Consider the following 12329-nt stretch of genomic DNA (forward strand, 5'->3'; position numbering starts at 1 on the left):
GGGCGGGTCAGGACGTCAGGACGTCAGCCCATCAGCCGGCGGGCGACGGGGAGCGGCAGGTGCTTGAGGGCGAACCCGACCGGCTCCCACGGCCAGCCGGGGACGCGGGCGGAGGCCTTCTCCTTCTCGATCGCCGCCACCATCGAGCGCACGCCCCGCTCGGTCGAGGCGACGAGGGGCGTGGTCCGAGACGTCGCGGACATCTCCGAGACGATGTAGCCGGGGTAGAGCACGGTCACCTTGATCGGCGTGCCCATCACGTCGGCGCGGAAGCCCTCGGCGAGGTGCGCGACGGCGGCCTTGGTCGCGGCGTACGTCGTGATGTTGCGGGGCATCCCGCGCATGGCCGAGATCGAGGAGATCATCACCAGGTGGCCGGAGTTCTGGGCGCGGAAGATCTCCGCCGCGGCCTCGGTCTGGGCCAGCGCCCCGATGACGTTGGTCATCGCGGTGTCCCGGTTGGCGTCGAAGCGACCGGTGCCGAGCGGCTGGCCCTTGCCGAGCCCCGCGTTGACGACCACGCGGTCGATCGAGCCGAAGAGGTCGCGGAACTCGCCGAAGACACGGAAGACGGCGTCGTGGTCGTTGACGTCGAGCGCCCGCACCTCCACCCGCACGCCCGGATGGGCGGCGGTGATCTCGGCGCGCAGCGCGTCGAGGTTGTCCGTACGTCGGGCGCACAGCGCCAGGTCGTGCCCCAGGGCCGCGAACTGGCGGGCCATCTCGGCGCCGAGTCCCGACGAGGCGCCGGTGATGAGGATGGTCGACATGGGGGTTCCTATCGGTAGGTGACGACGTCGAGGGGCAGGTGGGAGTGCTCGTTGACGGTGAGCAGCGTGGTGCCGCGGGAGCCGGTGACGAGCTTGGTGACGCCGGTGTTGACGGTCACCTCGTTGAGGCGCAGCCAGGTGGTCGCGTCCCCGGCGAGGGCGGACGCGGCGACCCAGCCCATCGGGCCGCCGCTGGTGAAGACCACGGCCGTCCCGCCACCGGCCACGGCGGCGACGGTGCGCTCCAGGGCGGCCTCGACCCGGGCGGTGAAGACGGCGAACGGCTCGGTGTAGTCGTCGTCGTGGGCCCCGCCGGTCCAGCGTGAGGTGGCCCCGGCGAACCATCGCTGGAAGGCGCCGCGGCTGGACATCACGTCGACTCCCTCGGGGGTCGGGTGCTGCGAGAGCACCTGGAGGTGGTCGAACTCGTTCCAGCCCTCGTCGGTCGCCACGTCGAGCTCCCAGCCGGCCGCCTCGGCCGCGGCGGCGGCGGTCTGGCGGTGGCGCCGCATCGCCCCGGCGAGCAGCAGGGTCGGCTCGACGCCCCGCGCCGCCAGCGCCGCGCCCAGGACGGCCGACTGCTCGACACCGCGCGGGGAGAGGGCGTCGTAGTCGTCCGCGCCCCACGAGGCCTGCCCATGGCGCACCAGCAGGACCTGGCTCACCTGACGATCAGCTCGTCCACCCGGGTGCCGACCATCCGCACCGCGTGGCCGAAGAGGCCGTAGACCTCGTTGGTGGTCTGTCCGGCGACGTAGCGGTAGTAGATCTGCTGGGCGATGACCGCCAGCCGGAACAGGCCGAAGACCTCGTAGAAGCGCCATTGCTCGGGGGTGATCGAGAAGCCCATCCGCTCGCAGTAGCGGGTGACGATCTCGTCGCGGGTCAGCATGCCGGGCAGGTGCGTCGGGACCCGGCGCATCATCTGCCAGCCCTCGTCGTCACCGGCCTCCACCCAGTAGGCCATCGAGCCGGCCAGGTCCATCAAGGGGTCGCCGAGCGTGGCCATCTCCCAGTCCAGGACGCCGGCCACGCGGGTCACGTCGTCGGGGGAGAGGACGAGGTTGTCGAGCTTGTAGTCGTTGTGGATGACGCACGTCGCGACGTCCGCCGGCTGGTGCTCGGCCAGCCAGGCCATCACGTCCTCGTAGTCGGGGACGTCGTCGGTGCGCGCGTTGCGGTAGCGCGTCGACCAGCCCTCCACCTGGCGCCGCACGTAGCCCTCGCCCTTGCCGAGCGAGGTGAGCCCAGCAGCCTCGGGGTCCACGCTGTGCAGCTCGACGAGCACGTCGACCGCGCCGAGGCACAGCGCGCGCGCCTGCTCGGGGGAGAGGGGTACATCGGCGGGCCACTCGCTCCGCGGGATGACGCCCTCGATCCGCTCCATCGCGTAGAAGTCGGCGCCGATCACCGCGGGGTCGTCGCAGAAGGCGACCATCGGGGCGACGTAGGGGAACACCGGGGCCAGCGCCGACTGGATGACGAACTCGCGGTGCATGTCGTGCGCACCCCGGGCCTTGGTGCCGGCGGGTGCCCGGCGCAGGATCAGCTCGCGGCCGCCGGGGTAGCGCAGCAGGTAGGTGAGGTTGGACGCCCCTCCGGAGAACTGCCGGACCTCCGGCGTGCCCTCGAGGCCGGTCGCGTCGGCCGCGTGGGCGCGCAGCCAGTCGGCGACCGCCTCGACGTCGAAGGCGTCCTCGTCGCGGACCGGTCGGGCGCCCGGGACCGGGTCCGGGGACCCGGCGGACTCACTCACGACCCGCCTCCTCGAGCTTGGCGGCCTGCGCCCGCATGACCTGGTCGTACGCCGCCCGGTCGGCCCACTTGAGGGCGAAGGCCTGGCGTGCCGGCTCGTCGGGCACGATCACGTCGTCGCCGGCGTCGATGCCCGCCAGGACCGCGGCGGCGACCTGCTCGGCGGTGATCGGGGAGCGCTCGACCAGCCCCTTGACGATCTCGCCGAGGGCGGTGTCGCTGCCCTCCATGGAGGCCATCAGGTTGGTCCGGAAGTACGACGGGCACACCGCGCTCGCCCGCACCCCGAAGCCGGCCAGCTCGTGGCCGACGGTCTCGGTGAAGGCGACCACCGCGGCCTTGGTGGCGTTGTAGGACCCCATGCCGGCGGGGTGGACGAGGCCGGCCAGCGACGCGACGTTGACGACGTGGCCCGAGCCCTGCGCCTTGAGCATCGGGGTGAAGGCGGTGACGCCGCGGACGACACCGAAGAGGTTGACCTCGGTGATCCGCCGCCACTCCTCGATCGTGGTGCGGTCGATGCGGCCGCCACCGGCAACTCCGGCGTTGTTGACCAGCACGTCGAGGCCGCCCCAGCGTCGCTCGACGGCCGCGACGGCGGCCTCCCAGTCGGCGTCGGAGGTGATGTCCAGGACCAGGTCGATGCCGTCGGCCTCGACCCGGTCGGTGGCCAGCACCTCGTCGCCCCGCTCGCGGAACGCGGCGACCAGCGCCGCGCCGAGCCCGGACGCGGCCCCGGTCACCAGGACGCGACGCGCCGATGCGGCGCTCACCGGTGCTTCCCCAGCTCGATCTTGGCGACCACGTTGCGGTGCACCTCGTCGGGGCCGTCGGCCAGGCGCAGCGTGCGGGCGCCGACGTACGCCGCCGCGAGCGGGAAGTCGTCGCTCATGCCGCCTCCGCCGTGCAGCTGGATGGCCATGTCGATGACGTCGAGCGCCATCCGCGGGACCTCGACCTTGATCTCGCTGACCGCCGAGAGTGCCTCGACCGACATCCCCTGGTCCAGGAGCCAGGCGGCGTGCAGGACCAGCATCCGCGAGCGGTTGATGGCGATCCTTGCCTCGGCGATGCGCTCGCGGTTGCCGCCCAGGCTGGACAGCGGCTTGCCGAACGCGACGCGCTCGGACGCCCGGCGGCAGGCCAGGGCGAGGGCCTTCTCCGCCAGCCCGATGGCGCGCATGCAGTGGTGGACCCGCCCGGGACCGAGGCGGCCCTGGGCGATCTCGAAGGCACGGCCCTCGCCGAGGAGGATGTTGCCCACCGGGACGCGGACGTCGTCGAAGGACACCTCGCCGTGGCCGAGCGGCTCGTCGTAGTAGCCCATCGTGGAGAGCATCCGCTCGACCTTGACGCCGGGTGCGTCGCGGGGGACCAGCACCATCGTGTGCCGCGAGTGCCGGTCGGCGTCGGGGTCGGTGAGCCCCATGAAGACCAGGATCTTGCAGTCCGGGTTGCCGATGCCGGTCGACCACCACTTGGTGCCGTTGATCACCACCTCGTCGCCGTCGACGACCGCGGTGGCGGCCATGTTGGTCGCGTCCGAGCTCGCGACGTCCGGCTCGGTCATGCAGAAGGCGCTGCGGATCTCCCCGCGCAGCAGCGGCTCCAGCCAGGTGGCCCGCTGCTCGTCGGTGCCGTAGCGCAGCAGCACCTCCATGTTGCCGGTGTCGGGGGCGTTGCAGTTGAAGACGAGCGGGGCCAGGAAGGAGCCGCCCATCGCCTCGGCGAGCGGGGCGTAGTCGACGTTGCTGAGCCCCTTGCCGCCGTCGGTGCCGAAGTCGGCGGCGTACGACCCGGCGTGCTCGGCCGGCAGGAAGAGGTTCCACAGGCCCTGGGCGCGTGCCTTGGCCTGCAGCTCGGCGATGCGCGGGTCGGGGGTCCAGTGGTCCTCGCCGGCCTCCCGCCGCCGGGTGACCTGCGCGTGCACGTCGGCCTCGACCGGCTCCACCTCCGCGGCGATGAAGTCGCGCACGCGCGCCTGGAGGTCGCTGGCCCGGGGGGAGAGGGAGAAGTCCATGGGTTGACCCTACGCACATTGTTGAGCAACGCTCAACAGCGTGTCCGAGACCGTACGCCGCCGCCTCAGCGCCGACGACCGGCGCCGGCAGCTGGTGGGGATCGGCCTGTCCAAGATCATCGACACCCCGATCCAGGACCTGTCCATGGACCAGATCGCCGCCGAGGCGGGCATCTCCCGCGGGCTGCTGTTCCACTACTTCCCGACCAAGACCGACTTCTACCTCGCGTGCATCGGCGCTGCGGGGCGCCGGATCCTGCGCAACACGGCTCCCGCTGAGGACGACGACGGCCCCACACAGGTCCGCACGATGGTCACCGCGATGGTGCAGCAGATCGACCGGCGCCGGGCGTTCTACCTGACCTTGGTGCACGGCAGCGGGGTGGCCGATCCGCGGCTGGCGGAGGTCCACGAGAGCGTCCGCTCGGTCTCCACCGACCGCGTCGTGGCGGCGCTGGGCCTGGACGCGGGCCTGCACGCGGTGGTGCACGCCTGGTGGGCCTACGTCGAGGACCGCGCGCTCACGTGGAGCGCGAGCCCCCCGGACCGGCGTACCCAGACCCTCGAGGGCCTGGTGGCGCACTGCGAGCGGGCGCTGGCGGCGCTGTGCTCCCAGGACGCCTGAGCGACGTCAGCGGCGGCGCTTGGAGGCCTTGACCGCCGTGGCGCGGACCACGAACTTGCGCTTGTCGTCCCGCGAGTCGCCGGCGCAGGCCAGCAGGGTCTTGCGCCCGCAGCGGTAACGGGTGGAGACGTTGGCCAGCGACACCGTCACGGCGCCGACCCGGGTCGCGCCGAACGGCACGGTGACCGAGCCGTCGCCCCGTCGGTCGAGCCGAACGCGCTTGCGTCCGACCGTCCCGTCCGCCTTGTGGAGGAGGACCGTCGCCGTGGGCGAGGACGCGCGCGGGGGTCCGTCCACGCGGACCTTCAGCCGCCACTTGCGGCCGGCGAGGTCGGGCCCGGCGGTGACCCGCACCGAGTCGCCGGAGAGGTGGTCGAGCCGGGTGCCCTTCCTCCACGAGCGGGACGCCTTCGAGAGCGTGGTCTCGGCGAGCGGCGGGGCGTCGCCGTACGCCGCGCCCTCCTCGTAGACCCGGGACGCCATCGTGTTGGCGGCCGCGTAGTCGGCGTACACCCGGGTGAGGCCGCCCTTCGTGCGCAGCACCGACCCGAGCGCCTGCACGGAGTAGCGCCCGCCGTCCGACTTCCGCGTGCCGGCAGCCTTCCAGGCCTTCTTGACCAGGCCCTGGGAGTACCTCTGGGTGAGGTACTCCCAGAAGATCCAGTTGCCGTACTGGAAGCCGTAGGTGGAGCTGAACGCGTCGAGGGGCACGAACGGCGCCTTGAGCTGGCTGTACTGGAGGTACTGGCGGTTGTCGTCGACGTGGTCGGCGACCCGCTCCTCCATCCAGGTGGCCGTGGACTCCATCATCCAGGGGTCCTCGGCGTAGTCATAGGCGTACTGCACGGCGTGGAAGAGCTCGTGCGCGGCCGTCACGGCCAGGTTGGCCTCCGGGCTGGTGCCGGACGGGAACTGGGCGGGGGAGTAGTCGTTGTCGAGCACGCAGAAGCCGCTCGCCGTCCGCCCCTTCTTGCGGTGCTCGGCGGCGCAGTAGCCGTAGAGGCCCGTCCCGAGGTCCTTGAGGTAGACGTCGAGCCGGTCGTCGCCGCCGGCGGCGCGGTCGCCGAGCGGGGCGCGGTAGCCGAGCTCGCCGACCTCTCGGGCGTAGGTGTTCTCCAGGGTCGCGAGGCTGAGGTCGACCCACGCCTGGCTGGGGGGAGCGTCGGCGGTGGAGCCGACGTGGTGGACGCACACGTGCGCGCCGCAGGTGCGCGTCGAGGGCACGGTGTAGCCGTTGCCGAACGGGTCGTCGGGCCCGTCGGTCGGCCGGGCCAGGAGCGCGTCGGCCTCGACGGCCTCCGCGCCGGTGAGGTCGGGCCGAGCCATCCACAGGTCGCGCAGCGCCACCGTGGCCGACGGGTCGCCGGTCCGGACGTCGCCCCGGAGCACGCGGCCGGCCACGCCGAGCGCGGCCCGCGGAGAGGCCTGGGGCGGGAGGGCCACCGGGGCGGCCCGCTCCAGCGGCGGACGGGCCACGGCGGCCCGGTCCCGGCCCGCCGCGCCCCGCTCACCGTCGTCGGACGCCGTGGCGGGGACGCCCGGGAGCACCGCGAGCGCCACGGCGGCGCTCGTGAGGAGGGACAGCAGGACGGAGGTCGGACGCACGAGGGTTCCCTTCGGGGCCGGTCGGCCGGGGCGAGTGGCTGTGCCGCCGGGTGGGCGGTGGGCTGCGGTCACCGCAGGACGCGGGCCGAGACCCGGAAGTCGCTGCCGTCGTCGAGCGGCTTGCCGTGGCACGCGAACTGGCTCCCCCGGTTGCAGGTGTAGCGGGTGGACCCGTTGGCCAGGACCACCTCGACCCGGCGGACCTTGGGGCGGCGGAACTTCACGACCTGCGAGCCGTGCCCGCGACGGTCGAGGCGGACCGGGGTGCGGCCGATGATGCCCTTGCGCCCGATCACCACGACGTGCGCCGCGGGTGCGGTGGCCCTCCGGCCCGCGTCGACGGTGATGCGGAGCCGTCCTCGGCGCAGGCCGGGGGCCGGGCGCAGGGAGGCGACGTGGCCGGTGAGGTGGTCCAGCCGCAGCGAGCGCGACCACGTGCGCCGGGCCCGGCCGAGCCGCGCACGGCTCTGCGGCCTGGTGGGCCGGTAGGACGACCCCTCGGCGTACGACGAGCGGGCCGTGCGGTTGGCGGCGACGAAGCTCGCGTAGAAGCGGGGCCACGAGGCGCCCCGCGAGGTGACGAAGCGCTTCACCGCCTGCACCGAGAAGTCGTTGCGTCGCCCCCGGCGCCCGTCGGCCCGGTGCCACACCTTGCGGACGGCCTCGGCGCCGAAGCGCTGGGTGAGCTTCTGGAAGAAGATCCAGTTGCCGTAGGAGCCCAGCCCGCTGTCGAACGTGTCGAGCGGCGTGCGCGGGTCGCCGAGCTGGCCGTGGCGGAGGTACTGCCGGTTGTCGTCGACGTCGTCGGTGACCTGCTCCTCCATCCAGGTGGCCGTCGCCTCGAGGAACCAGCCGTCCTCCCGGGCGTCGAGCCCGAACTGCACGGCGTGGAAGAGCTCGTGCGCCGCGGTCACCCGCATGCTCGGTGCCGGCGGCAGCGGGAACTCGGTGAAGTCGTTGTCGAGCACGCAGTAGGACGACGCGACGTTGCGTTCACCGGGGACGAGGTGCTCGGGGGCGCAGTAGCCGTAGAGGCCCTGCTGGCCGACGTCCTCGAGGTAGATGTCGAACTGCGCCGTGCCGCCGGCACCGCGGTCGCTGGGGGGCAGCGGCCAGCCGAGCTCGACCATCCGGGCCAGGGAGGCGTGGGCGGTCTGCAGGGTGAGGGCCACCCAGTCGGGCACCCCTCCGGTGCCGCTGGCCATCGGCGGCGCGTCCTGGCCGCTGCCGACGTAGTGCACGCACACGGTGTCGGTGCACTCGCGGCCCTGCGGCAGCGCGGGTTCCCACTCGGGGCGGGCGAGCGCGGCTCGGGCGGACCGGGCGAGCCGGCCGTCGGCCGGGGCGGCGCCGAAGAACTGGTCGCGCAGCTCCAGGGTGTCGCGGGACTGCCCGTCGGGGCTCGGCGCCGGGGCGGACGAGGCCGACGCGGCGGCCGTCGCAGGGCCGGTCGGGGTGGCGAGGCCCAGGCCGAGGCAGGCCGCGAGGGCGAAGGTGGCGAGGGTGCGCACGGGTCCCTTCCAGGTGGAGTCCGGACAGGCTACAGAGCGATCCGGGGAGGGGCGAATGGATCGCCTCAGAGATCCGCGATGTGCTCGATGATGGCGGTGGTCGAGATGGCCGGGGTGCGCGGCAGGTAGACCACCTCGCACACGTCGGACAGCTCGTCGAAGCGGCCGGCCCAGTCGTCGCCCATCACCAGCACGTCCGCGGAGTGCTCCAGGACGTAGTCGCGCTTGAGCTCGAGGCTCTCCTCGACGAACACCTCGTCGACGACCCGCAGGGCGGACACGATCTCGATGCGCTCGCGCTCGCTGAACACCGGGGCCCGACCCTTCTTGCGGATGTTGAGCGCGTCGGCCGACACCCCCACCACCAGGCGGTCGCCCAGGGCCGCGGCCCGCTGCAGCACGCGCAGGTGCCCGACGTGGAAGACGTCGAACGTGCCGAAGGTGATGACCGTGCGAGACATGCGCGTCAATGTAGTCGGCGCCCGTGCGGGTGGACGCGAGGGTGCGCGGTGTGGGCCGGCGGGGGAGGATCTGCGCATGGCTGCGCCCCCCTCCGCGGTGTCCACCCCGTCGTCCACCGCGTCGTCCACCAGGTCCCTGCCGCTCATCACGCCCGACCCCGGGGCGGACGAGGCGCGTCGCCGCGGGCTGCGCCGGATGCGGACCGTGGCGGTGTCGCTGCTGGTGCTCGCCGCAGTGGTCTACGCCGCGACCCTGGGCCGCGACGGGTTCTGGGGGTTCGTCAACGCCGGCGCCGAGGCCTCGATGGTGGGCGCCATCGCCGACTGGTTCGCGGTCACGGCCCTCTTCAAGCACCCGCTGGGGGTGCCGATCCCGCACACCGCCCTCATCCCGCGGCGCAAGGACGAGCTCGGCAAGGGCCTGCAGGAGTTCGTCGGGGAGAACTTCCTCCAGGAGGACATCGTCCGCGACCGGGTGGCCGCGGCGACCATCTCCGCCCGGGCAGGGGACTGGCTCTCTGACCCGGCCAACGCCCGGCGCCTCGTCGACGAGGTGGCCGACGTGGCGGAGATCGCGCTGCGCCGGGTCCGCGACGAGCACATCGCCGACCTGGTGACCAACGCCTTCGTGCCGCGCTTCCGGGACGAGCCCATCGCCCCGCTGCTCGGCAGCCTGGTCTCGGAGATGGTGCGCGACGACCTGCACCACGGTGTCGTCGACCTCGCGCTCGACGAGCTGCACCGCTGGCTGGTGCACAACCCCGACACCTTCGTCGAGGTGCTCAGCGAGCGGGCCCCGTGGTGGGCCCCGCCGCGGCTCAACGAGGCCGTCACCGTGCGCATCCACGCCGAGGCGGTGCGCTGGATCGAGGACATCCGCGACGACCCGGACCACCACGCCCGTGCCGCGCTCGACTCGATGCTGGCCCAGCTCGGCCACGACCTCCTCGTCGACGACGTCACCCGGGAGCGGGCCGAGCGGTTCAAGGAGCGGCTGCTCGACCACCCGCAGGTGGTGAGCACGGCGATCTCGCTGTGGAAGGCGATGCGCTCGGCGCTGCTCACCTCCGTCCACGACCGCGACGGTGCCGTGCGGCAGCGGCTCCTCGAGGAGCTCAACGCCTTCTCCGGGCGGCTGCGCACCGACGCAGGCCTGCGCGAGCGCATCGACCGCGCGGCCGCCGACGTCGTCGTCTTCGGTGTCTCGCGGTACGGCGCCGAGCTCACGGCCGTCATCACCCACACCATCGAGCGCTGGGACGGCAAGGAGGCCGCGCGGCGCATCGAGCTGCACGTGGGGCGCGACCTGCAGTTCATCCGGATCAACGGCACCATCGTCGGCGGCCTGGTGGGTGTGCTGATCCACGCCGTCTCACTGCTGGTTCACTGATCCCATGACTGAAGCCAGTGACCCGGTGGACGTCCCGATCCGGGACGAGACGATCCGGCTGGGCCAGTTCCTCAAGCTCGCCAACCTCATCGAGAGCGGCTCGGAGGCCAAGCCGCTGCTGGCCGACGGCGCCGTGCGCGTCAACGGCGAGGTCGAGACGCGCCGGGGCCGTCAGCTGGTCCCCGGCGACGTCGTGACCCTCGGGCCGGCGTCGGCCCGGGTGGCGTCAGGGGACGCCGAGATCGACGTCCCCTGGTAGCCGAGCGGAATCACCGGGCGCCCGGTGATCCCGTGGGTTCGGCCACGCTGCAGTGCGCGCCAACCCACTGAACCACCGGCCAGCCGGTGATTCCCGGACGGCGCGGTCAGCGCACCTCGATCAGGTCCACCACGAAGATCAGCGTCTCGCCGGGCTTGATGACGCCGCCGGCGCCGCGGTCGCCGTACCCGAGGTGCGGCGGGATCACGATGCGGCGGCGGCCGCCGACCTTCATGCCCTGCACGCCCTCGTCCCAGCCCTGGATGACCTGGCCGATGCCGAGGCGGAACTGGAGCGGGGTGCCGCGGTTGTAGGACGCGTCGAACTCCTCGCCGGTCGAGTGGGCCACGCCGACGTAGTGGACCGACACGGTCGATCCGCTCGTCGCCTCGGCGCCCTCGCCCTCGGCCAGGTCGGTGACCTCGAGGTCGGTGGGTGCGTCTCCCATGTGCGGGTCGACGTCGGGCTTGTCCATGTCAGTGCCTTCCGGTGGGTGTCAGGTCTGGTGGACGTAGTGGTCGAGCTGGTCGCGCTCGAACTCGAGCTCGCCGATGCGGTGCTTCACCACGTCCCCGATGCTGATGATGCCGGTCAGCCTCCCGTCGGCCACCACCGGGAGGTGCCGGATGCGGCGCTCGGTCATCGTCTTCATCAGGTCGGTGAGGGAGTCGTCGCCGGCGCAGGTCTGCACCTCGACGGTCATGATGTCGCCCACGGAGGCATCGAGCACGCCGGTGTCGGTGCCGAGGCGGCGTACGACGTCCCGCTCGCTCACGATCCCGGTGACCGAGGAGCCGTCGGAGCTGACGATGACCGCGCCGATGTTGTGCTCGGCCAGCAGGGCGATGAGGTCACGCACCGGCGCGTCGGGACTGATCGTCACGACCTCGGAGCTCGGCTTGGCAGTGAGGATGTCCTTGATGCGCATTGCGCCACCTCCGGGGTTCGCGGTCTGGGGCTCAACGCTAGCCACTCGCGACGCCCGGCAACAGGGGGCAGTCCGGGGCCGGTGTGCGCCTGCCCGCGCCGTCAGTCGGCGACGGTCGGCGGTGTCTGGCGGCCGCGCAGGTCGTGCACGGACCCGGGTCCCGAGGGCCGGTAGTCGGGGTCGTCGTGGTCGTCGGGCAGCGAGCCGAGGAACGCCAGCGCTGCCTCGTGCAGGTGCCCGTTGGAGGCCAGGGCGTTGCCGCCGAAGGGCCCGTCGGTGCCGTCGAGGGAGGTGAACCTGCCGCCGGCCTCGCGGACGATCACGTCGAGCGCGGCCATGTCGTAGAGCTCGAGCTCGGGCTCGGCGGCGATGTCGACGGTGCCCTCGGCGAGCAGCATGTAGGACCAGAAGTCGCCGTAGGCCCGGGTGCGCCAGCACCGGCGCGAGAGCGAGATGAAGTCCGAGAGCCGGTCCCGCTCGTCCCAGCCGGACAGCGAGCTGTAGGAGAGCGACGCGTCCTCGAGGCGGCGTACGTCGGAGACCTGGCACTGGGTCGCCTTGAGCAGCGAGCGGCCGGTCCAGGCGCCGTGGCCCTGGGACGCCCACCAGCGACGCTGCAGCTGCGGCGCCGAGACCACGCCCAGCACGACCTCGTCGTCGACGGCCAGGGCGATCAGGGTGGCCCACACGGGCACGCCGCGGACGAAGTTCTTGGTGCCGTCGATCGGGTCGACGATCCAGCGCCGCTGGCTGTGGCCGCTGGACCCCTGCTCCTCGCCGAGCACGGCGTCACGCGACCGGACGCGGGAGAGGGTGCGGCGGATGCCCTCCTCCACGGCCTGGTCGGCGTCTGTGACCGGCGTGAGGTCCGGCTTGCTCATCACGTGGAGGTCGAGCGCCTTGAACCTCGCCTGCGTCAGGGAGTCCGCGTCGTCGGCCAGGACGTGCGCCAACCGGAGGTCGTCGGTGTAGTCGATGTGGCCTGGTCCGGTGATGGGCATGTCC

The 12329-nt window shown here is 72.8% G+C and carries 14 protein-coding genes; 3 read left to right on the forward strand and 11 right to left on the reverse strand.

Annotation, left to right across the window (positions count from 1 at the left end; translation table 11 throughout):
• Positions 1-23 precede the first annotated feature (23 nt).
• Genes DAI17_RS07810 through DAI17_RS07830 form a run of 5 tightly spaced genes read right to left on the reverse strand, consistent with a single transcriptional unit; the run spans position 24 to position 4545 of the window.
• Positions 24-770, reverse strand: coding sequence for an SDR family oxidoreductase (locus DAI17_RS07810; RefSeq protein WP_107772304.1), 747 nt, complete (start codon positions 768-770; stop codon positions 24-26).
• 8 nt (positions 771-778) lie between these two features.
• A complete protein-coding gene (locus DAI17_RS07815; protein WP_107772305.1) occupies positions 779-1435 on the reverse strand; it encodes a histidine phosphatase family protein in 657 nt (218 codons plus the stop codon).
• Positions 1432-2526, reverse strand: a complete 1095-nt coding sequence (locus DAI17_RS07820; protein ID WP_107772306.1) for a phosphotransferase family protein — start codon at positions 2524-2526, stop codon at positions 1432-1434. Before DAI17_RS07820 ends, DAI17_RS07815 begins: the two co-directional genes overlap by 4 nt.
• Positions 2519-3298 (reverse strand): SDR family NAD(P)-dependent oxidoreductase, encoded by a 780-nt coding sequence (locus tag DAI17_RS07825; RefSeq protein ID WP_107772307.1) that lies wholly within the window; start codon positions 3296-3298, stop codon positions 2519-2521. Before DAI17_RS07825 ends, DAI17_RS07820 begins: the two co-directional genes overlap by 8 nt.
• On the reverse strand, positions 3295-4545 hold the full coding sequence (locus DAI17_RS07830) for an acyl-CoA dehydrogenase family protein (RefSeq protein WP_107772308.1): 1251 nt from the start codon (positions 4543-4545) through the stop codon (positions 3295-3297). The genes DAI17_RS07825 and DAI17_RS07830 overlap by 4 nt, the downstream gene beginning before the upstream one ends.
• A gap of 40 nt (positions 4546-4585) precedes the next feature.
• Between DAI17_RS07830 and DAI17_RS07835 the strand changes: the two genes are divergently transcribed.
• Positions 4586-5170, forward strand: a complete 585-nt coding sequence (locus DAI17_RS07835) for a TetR/AcrR family transcriptional regulator (protein ID WP_199904994.1) — start codon at positions 4586-4588, stop codon at positions 5168-5170.
• Between the two features lie 6 nt (positions 5171-5176).
• On the opposite strand, the gene DAI17_RS07840 is transcribed toward DAI17_RS07835, so the two are convergent.
• From DAI17_RS07840 to DAI17_RS07850, 3 genes are all read right to left on the reverse strand, one after another.
• Positions 5177-6775: an MXAN_6640 family putative metalloprotease gene (locus tag DAI17_RS07840; RefSeq protein WP_107772309.1), complete on the reverse strand. Its 1599-nt coding sequence runs from the start codon at positions 6773-6775 to the stop codon at positions 5177-5179.
• A gap of 68 nt (positions 6776-6843) precedes the next feature.
• Entirely contained in the window at positions 6844-8286 is a 1443-nt protein-coding gene (locus DAI17_RS07845; RefSeq protein ID WP_107772310.1) for an MXAN_6640 family putative metalloprotease, read from the reverse strand.
• A 65-nt stretch (positions 8287-8351) separates the two neighbouring features.
• A complete protein-coding gene (locus tag DAI17_RS07850; RefSeq protein ID WP_107772311.1) occupies positions 8352-8747 on the reverse strand; it encodes an adenylyltransferase/cytidyltransferase family protein in 396 nt (131 codons plus the stop codon).
• A 76-nt stretch (positions 8748-8823) separates the two neighbouring features.
• Between DAI17_RS07850 and DAI17_RS07855 the strand changes: the two genes are divergently transcribed.
• The gene (locus DAI17_RS07855) at positions 8824-10137 is read left to right on the forward strand and encodes a DUF445 domain-containing protein (protein ID WP_107772312.1); all 1314 of its coding nucleotides are present in this window, start codon (positions 8824-8826) and stop codon (positions 10135-10137) included.
• Positions 10138-10141: 4 nt separating this feature from the next.
• Positions 10142-10396, forward strand: coding sequence for an RNA-binding S4 domain-containing protein (locus tag DAI17_RS07860; RefSeq protein WP_107772313.1), 255 nt, complete (start codon positions 10142-10144; stop codon positions 10394-10396).
• A gap of 106 nt (positions 10397-10502) precedes the next feature.
• On the opposite strand, the gene DAI17_RS07865 is transcribed toward DAI17_RS07860, so the two are convergent.
• The 3 genes from DAI17_RS07865 to hisN all read right to left on the reverse strand — a co-directional run bounded on the left by DAI17_RS07865 (position 10503) and on the right by hisN (position 12325).
• Positions 10503-10871: an FKBP-type peptidyl-prolyl cis-trans isomerase gene (locus tag DAI17_RS07865; protein WP_107772314.1), complete on the reverse strand. Its 369-nt coding sequence runs from the start codon at positions 10869-10871 to the stop codon at positions 10503-10505.
• Positions 10872-10892: 21 nt separating this feature from the next.
• Positions 10893-11324, reverse strand: coding sequence for a CBS domain-containing protein (locus DAI17_RS07870; protein WP_107772315.1), 432 nt, complete (start codon positions 11322-11324; stop codon positions 10893-10895).
• Between the two features lie 101 nt (positions 11325-11425).
• Positions 11426-12325, reverse strand: coding sequence for a histidinol-phosphatase (gene hisN, locus DAI17_RS07875; RefSeq protein ID WP_107772567.1), 900 nt, complete (start codon positions 12323-12325; stop codon positions 11426-11428).
• Positions 12326-12329 lie beyond the last annotated feature (4 nt).

The sequence above is a fragment of the Nocardioides sediminis genome (assembly GCF_003047295.1).
In the GTDB taxonomy this organism is placed as follows: Bacteria; Actinomycetota; Actinomycetes; order Propionibacteriales; family Nocardioidaceae; genus Nocardioides; species Nocardioides sediminis.